Here is a 16,612-nt window from a genome sequence, read left to right on the forward strand (position 1 = left end):
ACAAAGCCGCTCGCCGATCATGCATCCGGATATTCGCGCACCGGTCAGCCGGTGTGCGGGATCACCGCCACCGGGCACGGCGCGTGGTGCAGCACCGCGTGGGCGACCGAGCCGATACGGGAGCCGATCGCGGTGCGGCGCGCGCGGCGGCCGACGACGAGCAGCTGGGCCTCGGGCGCGACCGAGAGCAGCACCTGGCCCGCGCTGCCGATCTCGACGTGCTCCTTGACCGGCACATCCGGGAAACGCTCGCGCCAGGGGGCGAGCGCGGCGCCGAGGGCCTTCTTCTCGTACGGCTCCATGCCGCCCGCGTCGTCGAGCAGGGCGAACGAGCTGGGGCTGTAGGAGAACACCGGCGGCAGGCTCCACGCGCGTACCGCCCGCACGGCCACGCCGCGGGCCTGCGCGGTGGTGAAGGCGAACTCCATCGCGGCGGCGCTGTCCTCCGGTTCGCCCTCCTGGCCGACGATCACGTCGCGCCCGCTCGCCTCGGCCGGTGCCACGTCGTCCGCGCGGACGAGGACGACGGGCCGCTCGGCCTTGGCGATGACCTGCTGGCCCACCGAGCCGACGATGAAGCCGACGATCACGCCGTGCCCGCGCGAGCCGAGCACCAGGGACTCGCCGTCCCGCGCGGCCGCCAACAGGGACTCGGCGGCCCCGTCCCCGTCGAGCACATCGGTGGTGACCGCGAGACCGGGGTGGTGTTCGGCGATCTCCTGCTCGGTGTCCGCGAGCAGATCGCCCGCCCACTGCGTGAGCGCGGACTCGTCCGCGGCGAGCGCCAGGCTGTCGGGGGCGGGCTCGCCCACGTGCACCAGGCGCAGCGGAAGTCCGCGCCGCACCGCCTCACGCGCCGCCCAGGCCGCCGCCGCCGCGCTCTCGGGGGATCCGTCCACACCCGCGGTGATGGGCCGGGTCATCGCACCGCCTCCTCGTCTGTCCGGTGTCGTCCGTCCGGTCTCGTCTAGTGAGCTGTCTGTCCGGGAGCGCCCGTTCTACTCGTCGTACCGGGCGTCGCGGGGCTCTTCGACCCTCGCAGATACCGGTTCCAGCCGCCCGCCGGGCGCTCCCCCACCTGGAGGTCGCGCAGTTGCGCGAGGACGGCCGGGTCCTGCGCGTCGAGCCAGTCGACGAACTGCCGGAAGGACACGAGCCGGACGTCGCCGCTCCCCGCCTTGTCGGCGATCCGCTTGAGCGCCTCCTCGACGGCGTCCATGTAGATGCCGCCGTTCCACTCCTCGAAGTGGTTGCCGATGAAGAACGGCGCCCGGTTGGTCTCGTACGCGCGCTGGAAGCCGGTGAGATACGCCTGGGTGGCCTGGGTGCGCCAGCCCGGATAGTTGTACGCCGGGGCGCGGGTGGAGTTCTTCGACTGGTTGGCGAGGATGTTGTAGTCCATCGAGAGGACCTCGAAGCTGTGGCCGGGAAACGGGATGCCCTGCAGCGGCAGGTCCCAGATGCCGTGGCGCTTCTCCGGCCAGCGTTGCAGTCCGCCGGGCGAGGAGGCGTCGTAGCGCCAGCCGAGTTCGCGGGCCACGGGCAGCAGGTTCTCCTGGCCGAGCAGGCAGGGCGTGCGGCCGCCGATGAGTTCCTTGTCGTAGTCGAAGGGCAGGGCCGGCTGGTCGTGCCAACCGGTGTGGGTGCGCCAGGACTTGACGAAGGTGCGGGCCTGTTCGATCTCGCTGCGCCACTGCTTGGGGCTCCAGTTGGCGACGGAGCCCGCTCCGCCGCAGAAGTGCCCGTTGAAATGGGTGCCGATCTCGTGCCCGTCGAGCCACGCCTGGTGGACGGAGCGCAGGGTCTCCTTCAGGTGCGGGTCGCTGAGGTAGCCGATGTCGGAGGCCCCGACGGGGTTGCCCGGCGGCTGGTAGCGGCGTTTCTGCGCCTCGGGCAGCAGATAGAGCCCGGACAGGAAGAAGGTCATGCGGGCGTCGTGCTGCCGGGCCAGTTCGAGGAAGCGGGGGAACAGGCCGTTGCCGACCTCGCCCGCGCCGTCCCAGGAGAAGACGACGAACTGCGGCGGCGTCTGGCCGGGTTCCAGGGCGGTGGGAGCGGCGGGCTGTTTCGGCTGCCGCCCCGTGTACGAGGTCGAGCCGTCGCCGATCAGCCGCGGCAGGGCCTTCTTCCTGGCCGGGCGCTCGGGGTGGCGGGCGGGGCCTGCCGGGGGCGGGCCCTCCTTCTCACCGCTGCTCGTCCCGCATCCGGCGAGCGCTCCGGCCGCGGCGCCGAGGCCGACGCCGAGACCCAGGCGCGCCACGCGTCTACGGCTGATTCCACTGGACCGACCGGATTCTTCGAACTCCATGGGCAACCCAATCCGCGCCCCGGGCGGGGGCGTTGTACGTCCCCCCACACGGACACCGACCTCCGCACCGTAGGGCGGATAAACGGACAATTGCCTCATTTGGGACGGCGTGCCGCGGAACGGGCTGCCACGTGGTGGGCCGCCAGGAGTTGCCGGAGTCTCAGTCCGTGCCTCAGCCCGTGCCTCAGTCCTCGCCGACGACCTTGCCGGGGTTGAAGAGGTCCAGCGGGTCCAGGGTCTCCTTCACGGCCCGCTGCAACGCGCAGACAGCGGGGCCCAGTTCGCTGCGCATGCCGCCGCGCTTGAGCAGGCCGACGCCGTGCTCGCCCGTGACGGTGCCGCCCGCGGCGATCGCGGCCTGGAGGAGTTCCTCGAAGGCGGCCTGCGCGGCGACGCGTTCCGCCTCGTCACCGGGCTCGGTGATCAGGAGCGGGTGCAGATTGCCGTCGCCCGCGTGCGCGATGGTGGCGATGCGCACGCCGTGCCTGCGCCCGATCTTCTCGATGGTGGCGAGCATCTGCGGCACGGCGGAGCGCGGCACGCACAGGTCCTCGGTGAGCACCGGGCCGAGCCGCTCCAGCGCGGGATACGCGAGGCGCCGTACGTCGAACAGGGCCTCGGCCTCGACGGCGTCGGTGGACTGCTCGGCCCACAGCGCCCCCGCCTCCCGGAAGGCGTCCGCCACCGCGCTCGCCTCGGCCTCGCCCGCGTCGCCCGGGGCGTCGATGCGGGCGAGCAGCATCGCCTCCGCACCCGGCTCGATGCCCAGGTGCTTCCAGTTCTCCACGGCCTCCATGCAGGCGCGGTCGAGGAGTTCGAGGGCGGCGGGCGCGAGGCCCCGGCTCGTGACGAGGGCGACGGCGGCGCCCGCGGCGACGAGGCTGTCGAAGTTGCCGACCACGGTCCGGGGGTCGGCGGCGGGCGCCGGCCGCAGCTTCAGCGTGATCTCGGTGATGACGCCGAAGGTGCCCTCGGAGCCCACGAACAGGCTCGTCAGGTCGTAGCCCGCGACGCCCTTCGTGGTGCGCCGGCCGAGCCGGACCCGGCTGCCGTACTCCCCCGCGGGCCCGCCCATGACGACTTCCATGCCGAGGACGTAGTCGCGGGTGACGCCGTACTTGAGGCAGCACAGGCCGCCCGCGTTCGTGGAGACGTTGCCGCCGATCGTGGACCAGGGGGCGCTGGCCGGGTCCGGCGGGTACCACAGGCCGTGCTCGGCGACGGCTGCCTTGAGGTCGTTGTTGACGACCCCGGGCTGGACGACGGCGATCAGGTTCTCGGTGTCGATCTCGAGGATGCGGTTCATCTTCGACACGTCGAGCACGAGGCAGCCGTCGACCGCGTTGGCCCCGCCGGAGAGTCCTGTGCCCGCGCCCCGCGTGACGACCGGTATCCGCCGGGCCGCGCAGGCCCGCACCACGGACTCGACCTCCTCGGCGGACGTGGCGCGCACCGCGGCGAGCGGCCGGCCCGTCGGCGCCCACTCGGCGTCGTCGTGGCCGAGGGACGCGAGGACGTCCGGGTCGGTGACGAGGGTGCTGTCCGGGAGCGCGGCGGCGAGTTCGCCCACCGTGCCCCTCGTGTCTGCGGTGTCGATGTCGTCCTCCTGAACAGATGTCCCTGACCGGCGCGTTCACGGGTCAGGGCTCCATTCTGGAACACCGCTGTGCGCCGCCGAACGGCGCGGTCGTTCAGGAGGCGAGTGTCAGCACGGCGCGCACGCGCTTGCCGACCGGCACCTGCTCCACGGAGACGACGGCGAGCGCGTCCACGATCTCCAGGCCGTGCCCGCCCACGCGTGCCGGGTCGCGCGGGAAGCGCACCGGCACGGCGGCGCTGCTGTCGTAGACGGTGACGGCGACGTGCCGCGACGTGCCTTCGAGTTCCAGGACGTACGGGCCCGCGCTGTGCCGGTCGGCGTTCGTGATCAGCTCGCTGACGACGAGCAGGACGTCCCCGGCCGTGCGCGGGTCGAGCTCGACGCACCACTCCTGGCGCAGCCTCGTCAGGAACACGTCGGCGAACCTGCGCGCGTCGGCCAGGCACCCCTCGTCGCCTGCGTAGTGGGTGGCCTGCATCAGTGGCCCGACTGCCTCGTCGAAGCCTGTGGGGATCAATGCCCCGTCCATGTACTCGGTCATTCGTGTCTCTTTCACGCCTGCGGGACTCCGCGATGGACACCCGCAGCCTGCTGATACCCCGCATGAGGCCGCGCAGTCCTGCCGGATTCGTCGGGGTGACCGACCCCCCGGCTCGTCGTCTGAAGGACGACCACGTGTCCCTTCGGACTTCCGGGAGAGGCCTGCCGTGCCCCAGCTTCGCCGCGAAGGCATTATCCCTCGCTCACGGACCGCCTCCGACCTGCTGCATCCACCCGCCCTGTTGATGCGGAAGTCGCTCACGGGGCGGACGGTGGTGGACAGGGGGCGAGCGAGGGAGACGCATGAACGCGGAACGTGCCGGACAGCGGTGCCTGGTCACCGGGGCGAGCGGCTACATCGGCGGCCGCCTGGTGCCGGAACTGCTCGCCTCCGGGCATCACGTGCGCTGCCTGGCCCGCTCCCCCGCCAAGCTCCGGGATCACCCGTGGGCCGGCGATGTCGAGATGGCGCGGGGCGATCTCACGGACCGCGACTCGCTCGGCGCCGCGCTGAGCGGCATCGACGTCGCCTACTACCTGGTGCACGCGCTCGGCACCGGCAAGGACTTCGAGCGCACCGACCGCGAGATGGCGACGGCTTTCGCCGAAGAGGCGCGCCGGGCGGGTGTGCGGCGGATCGTTTATCTGGGCGGCCTGACGCCCGCGGGCGTGCCCGAGCCGGAGCTGTCGCCGCATCTGCGCTCGCGGGCGGAGGTCGGGCACATCCTGCTCGACTCCGGCGTGCCGACGACGGTGCTGCGGGCCGCCGTGATCATCGGGTCCGGCTCCGCCTCGTTCGAGATGCTGCGCTATCTGACCGAACGGCTGCCGGTGATGGTGACGCCGAGCTGGGTGCACACCCGGATCCAGCCGATCGCGGTCCGCGACGTGCTGCGCTGCCTCGTGGACAGTGCGGCGATGCCCTCGGAGGTGTCCCGCGCCTTCGACGTCGGCGGGCCCGACGTGCTCACCTACCGCGACATGATGCTCCGGTACGCGGCCGTGGCGCGGCTGCCGCGGCGCGTCGTGGTCGGGGTGCCGATGCTCAGCCCCGGCCTGTCGAGCCACTGGGTCGGCCTGGTGACGCCCGTGCCCGCCTCCATCGCCCGCCCGCTCACCGAGTCGTTGCGCCACGAAGTCGTCTGCCACGAGCACGACATCGAGGAGTGGGTGGCCTATCCGCCCGGTTCCCCGATCGGGTTCGACGAGGCGGTGCGGCTGGCGCTGCGCCGCGTCCAGGAGGCGCAGGTGGCCACCCGCTGGTCGTCCGCCGCGCTGCCGGGCGCCCCCAGCGATCCGCTGCCCACCGATCCGGACTGGGCGGGCGGCAGCCTCTACACGGACGAGCGGGAGCGGCTGGTCGAGGCGTCGCCGGGGCGGCTGTGGGACGTGGTGGAGGGCATCGGCGGGGAGCACGGCTGGTACTCGTTCCCGCTGGCGTGGGCGGTGCGCGGGTGGCTCGACCGGCTGGTGGGCGGCGTCGGGTTGCGGCGTGGGCGGCGGGACGCGGCGCGGCTGCGGGTCGGCGACTCGCTGGACTTCTGGCGCGTGGAGGAGATCGAGCCGGGCCGGCTGCTGCGGCTGCGCGCCGAGATGCGGTTGCCGGGCCTGGCCTGGCTGGAGCTGTCCGTGGAGGCGGCGGACGGCGGGCGTTCCCGCTACCGGCAGCGGGCGCTGTTCCATCCGCACGGGCTCGCGGGCCAGGCGTACTGGTGGAGCGTGGCGCCGTTCCACTCCGTGGTGTTCGGCGGGATGGCGCGCAACATCGCGGCCACGGCCGAGCGGGGACCCACCGGCAGCACCTCGTGCGGGTGATCGTGCATCCGTGTACGCCGTCGGCCGGGAAGGCCTGACGTAGCCCGCTTGCCGCCCCCTCCACCTGGAGCCTTTCCGTGCGTGTCCACGTCGTCCTGTTCACCTCCGACCTCCGAGTGCACGACCACCCGCCGCTGCGGGCGGCGTCGACCGCTGCGGACGTCGTGGTGCCGCTGTTCGTCCGGGACACGGGGGTGGCCGGGTTCCTCGTCCCGAACCGGGAGGCGTTTCTCGCCGACTGCCTGCGGGATCTGGACGCGGCGCTGCGGGACCGGGGCGGGCGGCTCGTGGTGCGCTCGGGCGACGTGGTCGACGAGGTGGCGAAGGTGGTGACCGAGACGGACGCGTGCGCCGTGCACGTGGCGGGCGGCGTCTCCGCGTACGCGCACCGCAGGGAGGACCGGCTGCGGGACACGCTGCACCGCCTCGGCTGCGACCTGGTGGCGCACGACGGCGTCGTCACCTGCGTTCCGCCGGGCGCCGTCACGCCCGACGCCCGGGACCACTTCGCGGTGTTCACGCCCTACCACCGGCGCTGGGCCCAGCACGGGACGCGGGCCGTCGTGCGGGCGCCGCGCACCGTCCGGGTGCCCGACGGCGTCGGCGGCGAGGTACTGCCCGAGCGGGCCGATGTGGCGGGGGTGTCGCCCGGGCTCGCCGAGGGCGGCGAACGGGCGGGCCGGACGCTGCTGTCCTCCTGGCTGCGGTCGGGGATCGCCGCGTACGAGGACCGGCACGACGACCTCGCGGGCGATGCCACGTCGCGGCTCTCGCCGCATCTGCACTTCGGCACGGTCGGTCCCGTCGAGGCCGCCCACCGGGCGCGCGCGGCGGGCGGCCCGGGCGCGGAGGCGTATCTGCGGCAGCTGGCCTGGCGGGACTTCCACCACCAGGTGCTGGCCGCTCGTCCCGACGCCGCGCACGCCGACTACCGCACGCATCACGACCGTTGGCGCACGGCACCTCGGGAGGTCGAGGCGTGGCAGGAGGGGCGTACGGGATACCCGGTGGTGGACGCCGCGATGCGGCAGCTGCGCCACGAGGGCTGGCTGCACAACCGGGGCCGGCTGCTCACCGCGTCGTTCCTCGTCAAGACGCTGTACGTGGACTGGCGGGTGGGCGCGCGCCATTTCCTGAGCCTGCTGGTGGACGGGGACGTCGCGAACAACCAGTTGAACTGGCAGTGGATGGCGGGCACCGGCACGGACAGCCGCCCGAACCGGGTGCTCAATCCGGTGACCCAGGCCAAGCGCTACGACCCGGACGGCTCCTACGTACGGCGCTGGGTGCCGGAGTTGGCGGACGTAGAGGGCTCCGCGGTGCACACGCCGTGGAAGGCGACCGGGCTCGACCGGGCCGCCCTCGGCGACTATCCGGACCCGATCGTCGAACTGCCGGACGGTCTTGCCCGGTTCAAGCGGGCCCGGGGGCTCGACTGATCTCCGGGTAGTGGCGGCCGATCTGGTCGAGGGCCTGCGGCAGCGTCGCCGGGTGCAGCGCGCCGCGCACACCCCTGCCAGCCCAGCCGGGCCCGGCCAGCATCACGGCGGGTTTGCCGCGGGCGCCGCGCACCCCCCAGCGGGTCTCGGCGAGGTGCCTGGCCAGCGGAAGACTCGCGGTGGAGCGGGCCTGCGCCCACAGCACGACGACGCGCGGCCCGGTCCTGCGCACCGCGGCCGACACCGCCTCCACCGGCACGGCCGCCCCGAACATCCGCTGCGGTACGCCCAGTTGACTCAGACCGGCACTGAGCGCCTCCAGGGCGAGCACGTGCTGTTCGGCGGGGACGCAGGCGAGGACCAGCGGCGGCAGTGCCAGGGTGGACTCGACGGGGGCGGCGGCGCGGTGCAGGGTGCGTGAGACGTGCCAGGACAGCAGGTGCTCGACCTCGACGTACCGGTCGCCCGCCTCCTCCCACTTGCGGCCCACCGCGTGCAGCACCGGCGCCATCACGTCCTGCCAGGCGTTGACCAGGCCGTGCTCCGTCACGGCCTCGGTCAGCAGGTTCTGCACGGTCGGCGCGTCCATGCGGGTCGCGGCGCGGGAGATGCCCCGGCACTGGCGCTCCAGCGTGGCAGGCGAGGCGGGCGCGGCCGGTGCGGGGCGCTGGAGCGGCAGCCTTGCGGGCTCCGTCGCGAGGCGTTTGCCCGCGAGGCGCGCGGCCTCTGCGGGCGGCAGGCCCGTCGTGGTCAGCCGGCACATCTCCTCGACGACGGCGATGTCCTCGGCGGTCCAGCGCCGGTGGTGTCCCGTCGAGCGCTGCGCGGGCCCCAGCCCGTAGCGGCGGTCCCAGCTGCGCAGGGTCGTCGGCGAGACCCCGAGCCGCCTGGCGAGGGCGCCGGTGGTGACGCCCGCCTCCGATGGTGACGCTTCGCGTGCCCGCTGCCCCTCGTCCATCGGCCCACGATACGACGCACAACCGATGCGGGTTGTCGTGCGGCGGGAGTCGTTTCCAGGATGACCGGGCCGTGACCCGGCGAGCGCTGCGCGCGCCCGGTCCTGGCCATCACGAGTCGAGTTCAGGATCGTTTCGAGGAGTTGACGGGGCGTTGAGGATCCCAGGGATGCTGTCGCGGAACGTCGACCCGCGCGAGGTGTCGGAGGCCGCCCTGGCGGACGGTCTCGCCGCGGGTGACGTCGCCTGCCTCGCCGAGGTGTACCGGCGGTGGGCGCCGCTGGTGCGGGGCCTGGCCCAGCGGGCGCTCGGCGACCGCTCCGAGGCGGAGGACGTGATGCAGCAGGTGTTCCTCGCCGCTTGGCGCGGCCGGTCCGGGTACCGGCCGGAACTGGGCCCGCCGTCCGCCTGGTTGACGGGCATCGCGCGGCACCGGGTCGCGGACGCGCTCGCCGCGCGGAGCCGGCGCGCGGCACTGTTCGAGGCGGTGGCCGGGCGGCACGCCGTCTCGGCAGGCCGCGAACCCGCGACCGACGCCGGCATGGACGCCGTCGTCGAACGGCTCGTGCTGTCCCAGGAGTTGGCGCGCCTGCCGAGCACCCAGCGCACGGTGCTGCGCCTCACGTTCTACGAGGACCTGACGCAGCCCCAGATCGCCGAGCGCACCGGCTGGCCGCTGGGCACGGTCAAGAGCCATGCCCGGCGCGGCATGAGGCGCCTCGGCGACCGGTTGCGCGGTCGGGGCGATCGCGGGTGAGACTTTTCGGGCCCGGGTGCATCCGTCCGGCCCCTTCGGGCCGAAGTTCCGGTGTGCGCGCGCCGGCGTCGGCCGCACGCGCGCGGGCGGACGGCCCGGACCCCGCCGCCCGCCCACCTCAGCGGGGTCGGTGCCGCTGAGGTGGGCGAGGGCGGGGCGCCACTACAGTCGATGATCATGATCATTGGTTCCGTCCGCCTCCGCGAGGTACCCGAGTCCGACATCGAACGAGCCCTGGCGCTCGCCCATCTCGTCTTCCACGAGTCACCGGACGACGAGCGCCGCAAGCAGCGACAGCAGATGCTGTCGGGCTGCCTGCGGATCGGCGCGTACGACGGGGAGGAACTGGTCGGCTTCGCCGCGGCGCATCCCTTCTCCGTCTCCGTTCCGGGCGGCGGCGACCTCCCCTGCCCCGGTCTGTCGTACGTCTCGGTCGCGCCCACGCACCGCAGGCGCGGCGTGCTGTCGGCGATGATGGCCGAGCTGTTCGCCCGCTGCGCCGAACAGGGCGCGCCGCTGGCCGCGCTGTGGGCGTCGGAGGCGTCGATCTACGGCCGGTTCGGCTTCGGCCCCGGCACGTACGGGGCGAGCGTGGAGATCGACTCGCGGCGCGCACTGGGGCTGCGCATCTCGCCCGACGAGCGTCCGCTGCGCCTGCTCGACACCGATTCGGTGCCCGCCGTGCTCGCGCCGTACTTCGAGACGACGCGCGGGCCGCGGGCGGGCCGCCACGCGCGTACGCACGCGTGGTGGCGCGAGCAGTGGCTGGCGCGGCAGGACGAGGAGGACGAAAGCCTGTCGCCGCCGCGCGTGGTGGCGCTCGGCGATCCGCTCGCCGGTTACGCGATCTACCGCACGAAGTCGGGTGACTGGTCCGGGGGTGTGCCGGGCCTGGTGAGCGTCGAGGAGCTGGAGGCCGAAACGCCGGCGGGTGCGGCGGCGCTGTGGCGGTATCTCGCGGACATCGACCTGACGGGCACGGTGCGCGCGCACGGCAGGCCGCTGGACGATCCCCTGCCGCTGTTCGCGGCCGACCGCGATCAGGTGAGCGTCAAGAGCGTCGAACCGGCGCTGTGGGTGCGCCTGGTGGACGTGCGCGCGGCGCTCGCGGCCCGCGCCTGGGCGGCGCCCGTGGATGTGGTGCTCGCGGTCCGTGACGCGCGGCTCCCGGCGAACGCGGGGACGTTCCGCCTGATCGCCTCGCCGGACGGCTTCTCGTACGCGCCCACGGACGACGCGCCCGATCTGAGCCTGGAGGCCCGCGATCTGGCGACCGCGTACATGGCGGCGACGCCGGTGGCGACGCTGGTGCGCGCCGGTCTGGTGGTGGAGCACACGCAGGGCGCGGCGTCGATGCTCGACGCCGCGCTGCGCACGGAGCTAGCGCCGCACACCGCCGACACGTTCTGAACTCATGTCACCGGCACGCGAGTTCAGCACTCCATTTTCCACGTGTGGGAGTCGCCGCTGTCGTTGGCCCAGCCGTTGGAGGCGATCTCCTGGCCGGGCGCGAGACAGACGGTGCCGAAGCCGACGAGGCCTGGATTCTCGTAGACCTGGACATGGTCCTTGATGCCTGGCCCTGAGATTCCGTGGTTGGCCCAGGAGGAGTCCTCGTCCTGGATGCCGTCCTCCCAGTCGTGGTCGTCGCCCGACCAGTTCCAGCGCATTCCGGTGTAGTTGGCGTCGGTCCAGGCGCAGAACTCGCCGCTGGGGCATTGGGCCGCGAAGGCGGTGGCGGGGAGCGCGGCGCCGCCGAGGGCGAGGACCGCGGCGGTGACCAGGGCGATCGGGTGCTTCATGAGGTCTGTTCTCCTTGCTGGGTCAGTGGGTGGAGGTGTGCAGCACGCGGGTGGACGCGTCGAGCGCGCGGGCCCGCAGGCGCTGCCAGTCGGTGAGTTCGGCCCGGTGCCGTGCGCGCACGGAGGCGAGGCTGAGGTCGCGGTGGGCGGCCTCGGGCCCCAGGTTGTTGACGACGGTCGACACCTGGAACCAGCGTTTCTGGTCGCCGTAGAGGGTGCGTTGGGCGGCGGCCAGGCAGCCGTCGGTGTGGGCGCGTACGGGGATGCCGTTCGCGAGGGTCAGGGAGAGTTCGGCGGGCGGCCGGCCGAAGAGGGCGGCGGCGACACGCTGCTCCTCCGCCCGGTTGGCCGGGCGCTGTCCCGGCCGGGGCGGTGTGAGGCCCTGTCGGGTCAGGCAGCGGTCGGTGAGCGTCTGGGTCGCGGCCCTGATGGTGTCGTCGGGTGTGCGGGCCGGCCGGTCGGTGTGCTCCGTGGTGCAGCCCGCGAGCGGGAGCAGCAGGGAGCAGGCCAGAACGGCGAGTGCGCGGGTTCGGCGGTTCATGGCGCGCGTCAGCCCGGCTCGCACCCCATGGTGGTGTCGGCGACACCGTCGAGTTTTCCGGACCACTCCCAGTTCTCGGAGTAGTCGTCGCGCCTGATCTCCCGGTAGAGGCAGCCGGTCGAGGTGTAGCTGATGGCGTAGACGGTCCCCGAGACGCGGGACTCGAAGGAGGCGGCGTGGCGCGCCGTCCCGTTCTCCGCGTCGGCGTAGCCGGGCGGTCCGTAGCACCACGCCTGGCCGTGCATGCCGATCTCGGTCCAGAAGCAGACCTGGCCGGGCGGTACGGCGCCGGGTGCGGCGGCCGAGGTGGGTGCGAGGGCGGTCGTGGCGCCGCCGAGCAGTGGGAGGGCGAGGGCGAGCAGCACGGATCTGTGCTTGATGAAGCGCTTCATTTCGGTGTCCCCGGAGTGATCGTTCTTACAGAGCGTGATCAGACTGCCCCGGAGTCGGCGCGATCAAGCGCCGTGTCACTCTTGTCAGTGACTATTGGTAACTGTCATGCGGCGCCGCGGGCCGCGGCGGCGCGGCTGGGTGCGGGCCATGCGGACCGCGTCGACGGACTCGGCGAGGAGCTCGTACTCGGTGGTGTCGTCGCGGGTCACGATCCTGACGAGCCGTCCGGAGGCCAACTCCTCCGCGACGTTCTCCTGTTGGTCCGGGTCGGCGCACCAGGCCCGCAGTTGTTCCGGCACATCGGGTGCGTCATCGGCCATGGGCGTCAGCGCACCCTCGGGTAAGTGGCCCAGGCCGGGGCGCGGGTCGAGGCGCTCGGCCATCCACATGGCCCGGTCGCGCAGCCACCACAGGGCCAGCGCGAGAGTGGGGGCGCGATATGTGCCGAGCGGAACACCCACGCGCCGGCCACCGCAGATTCCGTACGCGGTGACGTGGCACAGGAATTCGTCGTGCACGGTCTCCCCCATTGCCTGGCGCCCGGCTGTATTGACAGTTGTGCCAAACGATCAGTGCTCCACCGCAACGGCGAGAATTACCCGGGCAATTGGCCCGCGGGTCGCCGCCCACGAACAACGTTCAACCGTTCCCTCGTCAAGTATCGGCACCTGGGAGGCGGTGTCACCATGGCTTTCACGCCAGTCTCCGGGCATATTCACGGCGACCGTTGGCCGAAATCCCTCAGGTCGGAGACACTGCACGCATGCGCTCACATGACGTACTCATGGACGGTTACAGCCGTATTCAGGAAGAGGTGCACTCGGCAGTCGAGGGGCTTTCCGTCGACGCGCTGCACGAGCGACCGGAAGACACGGCGAATTCCATTGCCTGGCTGATCTGGCATCTCACCCGCGTCCAGGACGACCACATCGCCGATGCCGCGGGACTCCAGCAGGTATGGCTCGCGGGCGGCTGGGCGGAGCGGTTCGATCTGCCGCTCGCCGAGTCGGACACCGGGTACGGACACACGCCGAAGCAGGTCGGCCAGGTGCGGGTCGCCTCGGGCGAGCTCCTCACGGGCTATTACGACGCGGTGCACGAGCAGACGCTCGGGTTCCTCGGCGGCCTGAAGGACGCCGATCTCGACCGTGTCGTCGACGAGGGCTGGGATCCGCCGGTGACGCTGGGCGTCCGGCTCATCAGCGTGCTCGCGGACGATCTGCAGCACGTGGGGCAGGCCGCCTACCTGCGCGGACTGAGCTGAACCCACCGACCTTCCGCCTTCGTCAACGGCGCCGGACCTTCCGTCCGGCGTCGTTGACGTGCGTGCCAGAGGTCTTGACAACTCGATTGGTCTGAACCAACTTTGGCGCACACAGCGGTGGCCACCGTTCACATCCGCAGCTTCTCCACCTCTTCCCAGGAGGCTCCCCCGTGGACCGTGCACGCCCTCGCAGACGCAGACCCGGCCTCGCTCTCGCCGTCGTGGCGGCCGCGTCGCTCGGCGTCACCGCGCTCGCCGCACCCGCGCAGGCCGCCGACGTCAACGTGGCCAAGAACGCCGGCTTCGAGTCGGACCTGAGCAACTGGACGTGCTCCGCGGGCAGCGGCTCCGTCGTGACCTCCCCCGTGCACGGCGGCACGAAGGCCCTGAAGGCGACCCCGGCGGGCCAGGACAACGCCAAGTGCAGCCAGACCGTCGCCGTAAAGCCCAACTCGACGTACACACTGAGCAGTTGGGTGCAGGGCGGGTACGCCTATCTCGGTGCGAGCGGCACCGGCACCACCGACGTGTCCACGTGGACACCCGGCAGTTCCTCCTGGCAGCAGCTCACGACCAGCTTCACGACCGGCGCGAACACGACCTCCGTGACCATCTACACGCACGGCTGGTACGGGCAGAGCGCGTACCACGTCGACGATGTGAACGTCTTTGGACCCGACGGGGGCGGCGGCTCGGATCCGGTCGTGGTCCCGGCCGCTCCCACGGGCCTCGCGGCGGGCGCGGCCACCTCGTCCTCCATCGGCCTCTCCTGGTCCCCGGTCTCGGGCGCCACCGGCTACAACGTCTACCGGGACGGCACGAAGGTCGCCGCCGTGACGGGTGCCTCGACGACCGTCACCGGGCTCGCGGCGGACACCTCGTACAACTTCCAGGTCACCGCGACGAACGCGGCGGGCGAATCGGCGAAGTCGGCGGCGGTGAGCGCGAGGACGGCCACGTCCGGCGGCAACCCCGGCGGCGGAACCGTGCCCAAGCACGCGCTGACCGGGTACTGGCAGAACTTCGACAACGGCGCGACCGTCCAGAAGCTCCGTGACGTGCAGTCGCAGTACGACATCATCGCCGTCTCCTTCGCCGACGCCACCACCACCCCCGGGCAGATCACCTTCAACCTCGACCCGGCGGTGGGCTACGCCTCGGCCGCCGACTTCAAGGCGGACATCGCCGCCAAGCACGCGGCGGGCAAGTCCGTGATCCTGTCGGTCGGCGGGGAGAAGGGCAGCGTCTCGGTCAACAGCGACGCGTCGGCGACCGCGTTCGCGGACAGCACGTACCGGCTCATGCAGGAGTACGGCTTCGACGGCGTCGACATCGACCTGGAGAACGGGCTCAACTCGACGTACATGACGAAGGCGCTGCGCCAGCTGTCGGCGAAGGCGGGCGGCAAGCTGGTCCTGACGATGGCGCCGCAGACCATCGACATGCAGTCGACGTCCGGCGAGTACTTCAAGACGGCGCTGAACGTGAAGGACATCCTCACGGTCGTCAACATGCAGTACTACAACAGCGGTTCGATGCTGGGCTGCGACGGCAAGGTCTACAGCCAGGGCTCCGTCGACTTCCTGACGGCGCTCGCCTGCATCCAGCTGGAGGGCGGCCTCGACGCCTCGCAGGTCGGGCTCGGTGTCCCGGCGTCGACGCGCGGCGCGGGCAGCGGCTACGTGGCCCCGTCCGTCGTGAACAACGCGCTCGACTGCCTGGCACGCGGCACCGGCTGCGGCACGTTCAAGCCCGCGAAGACCTATCCGGGGCTGCGCGGCGCGATGACCTGGTCCACGAACTGGGACGCGACGGCGGGCAACGCCTGGTCGAACGCGGTGGGGCCGAAGGTGCACGCGCTGCCGTAGGCGGTATGGGGCCGGGCGCGGTCGACCGCGCCCGGTCGTGTCAGCTTTGTCAGCCGCCCATGAAGAGCACCGTGCCGTCGGGGCCCAGCGCCTCGACGCGCGCGCCGTGTTCGACGGTGCGGCTGACCGTGCAGTACTTCTCGTGGGTCAGGCGGATGCCGCGTTCGAGTGCCTCGGCGGCCTGCGTGTCCCCTTCCGGCAGCTCGATCTCGTACGAGACACGGACGGCTCCGACCCGGCCGTCGTCCTCCGGCCGTGACACGGACTCGACGGTGATGCGCAGCTCGTCGTGCGGCACGGTGCGGGCCGTGCGGTCGACGACGAGGCCGCCGCAGCCGCCGAGCGCGGCCAGGAGGAGTTCGACGGGGGTGAAGGACGGCTGGGCCCCCTCGCTGTCGGCGGGGGCGATGCGGACCTCGGCGCCGCGGTCGTTGCGGGCGGTCCAGTCGCGGTCGCCGTTGCGGACGGTCTCAATGCGGTAGTCGGCCATGCCGGAACCGTAACCAGAGGCGGGCTCCGTGCCGCGCAGCGCCTGCGGGGTGTCGGGGCGGCGGGGTCGGGGAGTCCGCGTGCCCCACGCCCGCGGACTCCCCGATGGTGCTCCCTCCCCTGGCGACCGCTGCCCGAGTACGCGGCCGCCGTGCGTCAGAGTCTGCCGGGGACGGCGGCGGACTTCATCCCGCACCCCCGGATTTCGGTAACTTCACGTGTTGAATCAGTGGCGAGAAGTTACGGCGTCGTGGCGCCACATCCCGTACATACGGCCGGAGTCGAGGCGCGGGCCGCACCGTCTGGCGTGATCCCTTCGCCTCAAGGAAGGCCGGATCACTGCGCCTCTCCCCGCCCCTCCAGGCGCTTCCCGCACCGGGCGCAGTACAGGGCGCCTGCGTCGTCGGCGGCCCGGCCGCAGGACGCGCACACTCGGGGCAGCAGGCAGGGTGCCTCGCCACCCTCGGCTGTGACCTGCGGTTCCGCGCGGCGGATGGTCATGCCCGGCCGCCTTCGGTGTGCCGTGAGGTAGACGAGTCCGTCCTCGCCTGCGCTGACCGCGCGCCGCTCGCCGCGAGGCACGAAGGCGAGCGTGCCGGGCGCCACCTCCTCGTCCACGCCCGCCCGGTGGAGCGTGCCGTGGCCCTCCACGACGACGAGGAGCACATCGAGCTCGGCTTCCACGTACGCGTCGCCGCCCCCACCGGGCCGCAGGCGGACGACGTTCGCGTCGAGCTGGCGGGCCGCGCCGTCGAGCCGCCAGAGGGCGCCGGTCGCCTCCGGTGCGGCGGCGTTCAGGACGTCGGAGAGGGTGACGTGGGCAGCGGGCATCGGTCTGGT

Annotated in this window: 17 protein-coding genes; 6 read left to right on the top strand and 11 right to left on the bottom strand. The window is 72.5% G+C overall.

The window, feature by feature from the left end:
- Nucleotides 1–44: 44 nt before the first annotated feature.
- The 4 genes from ACOKM3_RS00735 to ACOKM3_RS00750 form a co-directional block, all read right to left on the bottom strand.
- Entirely contained in the window at nucleotides 45–923 is an 879-nt protein-coding gene (locus ACOKM3_RS00735; RefSeq protein WP_426895796.1) for a universal stress protein, read from the bottom strand.
- 44 nt (nucleotides 924–967) lie between these two features.
- Nucleotides 968–2,260, bottom strand: a complete 1,293-nt coding sequence (locus tag ACOKM3_RS00740) for a polysaccharide deacetylase family protein (RefSeq protein ID WP_426895798.1) — start codon at nucleotides 2,258–2,260, stop codon at nucleotides 968–970.
- A 232-nt stretch (nucleotides 2,261–2,492) separates the two neighbouring features.
- Nucleotides 2,493–3,878 (bottom strand): FAD-binding oxidoreductase, encoded by a 1,386-nt coding sequence (locus tag ACOKM3_RS00745; protein ID WP_426895800.1) that lies wholly within the window; start codon nucleotides 3,876–3,878, stop codon nucleotides 2,493–2,495.
- A 121-nt stretch (nucleotides 3,879–3,999) separates the two neighbouring features.
- Nucleotides 4,000–4,449: an ATP-binding protein gene (locus tag ACOKM3_RS00750; RefSeq protein WP_266718314.1), complete on the bottom strand. Its 450-nt coding sequence runs from the start codon at nucleotides 4,447–4,449 to the stop codon at nucleotides 4,000–4,002.
- A gap of 302 nt (nucleotides 4,450–4,751) precedes the next feature.
- On the opposite strand from ACOKM3_RS00750, the gene ACOKM3_RS00755 reads away from it, so the two are divergent.
- Together ACOKM3_RS00755 and ACOKM3_RS00760 are read left to right on the top strand one after the other, a co-directional pair.
- On the top strand, nucleotides 4,752–6,263 hold the full coding sequence (locus ACOKM3_RS00755) for an SDR family oxidoreductase (RefSeq protein ID WP_426895802.1): 1,512 nt from the start codon (nucleotides 4,752–4,754) through the stop codon (nucleotides 6,261–6,263).
- 77 nt (nucleotides 6,264–6,340) lie between these two features.
- Nucleotides 6,341–7,702 carry a cryptochrome/photolyase family protein gene (locus tag ACOKM3_RS00760; protein WP_426895804.1) on the top strand — a complete coding sequence of 454 codons (1,362 nt, stop codon included), beginning with the start codon at nucleotides 6,341–6,343 and terminating at the stop codon, nucleotides 7,700–7,702.
- On the opposite strand, the gene ACOKM3_RS00765 is transcribed toward ACOKM3_RS00760, so the two are convergent.
- Complete coding sequence (locus ACOKM3_RS00765; protein WP_426895805.1) at nucleotides 7,677–8,660, bottom strand: MerR family transcriptional regulator; 984 nt, start codon at nucleotides 8,658–8,660, stop codon at nucleotides 7,677–7,679. The two genes, ACOKM3_RS00760 and ACOKM3_RS00765, sit on opposite strands and share 26 nt — an antisense overlap.
- A 167-nt stretch (nucleotides 8,661–8,827) precedes the next feature.
- On the opposite strand from ACOKM3_RS00765, the gene ACOKM3_RS00770 reads away from it, so the two are divergent.
- Together ACOKM3_RS00770 and ACOKM3_RS00775 are read left to right on the top strand one after the other, a co-directional pair.
- The gene (locus ACOKM3_RS00770; protein ID WP_426895807.1) at nucleotides 8,828–9,415 is read left to right on the top strand and encodes an RNA polymerase sigma factor; all 588 of its coding nucleotides are present in this window, start codon (nucleotides 8,828–8,830) and stop codon (nucleotides 9,413–9,415) included.
- Between the two features lie 177 nt (nucleotides 9,416–9,592).
- On the top strand, nucleotides 9,593–10,825 hold the full coding sequence (locus ACOKM3_RS00775; protein WP_426895809.1) for a GNAT family N-acetyltransferase: 1,233 nt from the start codon (nucleotides 9,593–9,595) through the stop codon (nucleotides 10,823–10,825).
- Between the two features lie 23 nt (nucleotides 10,826–10,848).
- Here ACOKM3_RS00775 and ACOKM3_RS00780 read toward each other — a convergent pair whose 3' ends face one another.
- From ACOKM3_RS00780 to ACOKM3_RS00795, 4 genes are all read right to left on the bottom strand, one after another.
- Nucleotides 10,849–11,217 carry a peptidase inhibitor family I36 protein gene (locus tag ACOKM3_RS00780; RefSeq protein ID WP_399234371.1) on the bottom strand — a complete coding sequence of 123 codons (369 nt, stop codon included), beginning with the start codon at nucleotides 11,215–11,217 and terminating at the stop codon, nucleotides 10,849–10,851.
- 22 nt (nucleotides 11,218–11,239) lie between these two features.
- Nucleotides 11,240–11,758, bottom strand: a complete 519-nt coding sequence (locus ACOKM3_RS00785; RefSeq protein WP_426895811.1) for a hypothetical protein — start codon at nucleotides 11,756–11,758, stop codon at nucleotides 11,240–11,242.
- An 8-nt stretch (nucleotides 11,759–11,766) separates the two neighbouring features.
- Nucleotides 11,767–12,150, bottom strand: a complete 384-nt coding sequence (locus tag ACOKM3_RS00790; RefSeq protein ID WP_426895812.1) for a hypothetical protein — start codon at nucleotides 12,148–12,150, stop codon at nucleotides 11,767–11,769.
- 84 nt (nucleotides 12,151–12,234) lie between these two features.
- Nucleotides 12,235–12,669, bottom strand: a complete 435-nt coding sequence (locus ACOKM3_RS00795; protein WP_426895814.1) for a hypothetical protein — start codon at nucleotides 12,667–12,669, stop codon at nucleotides 12,235–12,237.
- A 245-nt stretch (nucleotides 12,670–12,914) separates the two neighbouring features.
- Here ACOKM3_RS00795 and ACOKM3_RS00800 point away from each other — a divergent pair, with 245 nt between their 5' ends.
- Both ACOKM3_RS00800 and ACOKM3_RS00805 read left to right on the top strand, forming a co-directional pair.
- A complete protein-coding gene (locus ACOKM3_RS00800; protein WP_426895816.1) occupies nucleotides 12,915–13,415 on the top strand; it encodes a mycothiol transferase in 501 nt (166 codons plus the stop codon).
- A 170-nt stretch (nucleotides 13,416–13,585) separates the two neighbouring features.
- Nucleotides 13,586–15,283 carry a chitinase gene (locus tag ACOKM3_RS00805; RefSeq protein WP_426895818.1) on the top strand — a complete coding sequence of 566 codons (1,698 nt, stop codon included), beginning with the start codon at nucleotides 13,586–13,588 and terminating at the stop codon, nucleotides 15,281–15,283.
- Nucleotides 15,284–15,332: 49 nt separating this feature from the next.
- Here the strand turns inward: ACOKM3_RS00805 and ACOKM3_RS00810 are convergent, their stop codons facing one another.
- Both ACOKM3_RS00810 and ACOKM3_RS00815 read right to left on the bottom strand, forming a co-directional pair.
- A complete protein-coding gene (locus ACOKM3_RS00810; protein WP_426895820.1) occupies nucleotides 15,333–15,773 on the bottom strand; it encodes an OsmC family protein in 441 nt (146 codons plus the stop codon).
- A gap of 335 nt (nucleotides 15,774–16,108) precedes the next feature.
- Nucleotides 16,109–16,603, bottom strand: coding sequence for a cupin domain-containing protein (locus ACOKM3_RS00815; RefSeq protein ID WP_426895822.1), 495 nt, complete (start codon nucleotides 16,601–16,603; stop codon nucleotides 16,109–16,111).
- Nucleotides 16,604–16,612 lie beyond the last annotated feature (9 nt).

The organism is Streptomyces nidicola (genome assembly GCF_050106155.1).
Lineage (GTDB): Bacteria > Actinomycetota > Actinomycetes > Streptomycetales > Streptomycetaceae > Streptomyces.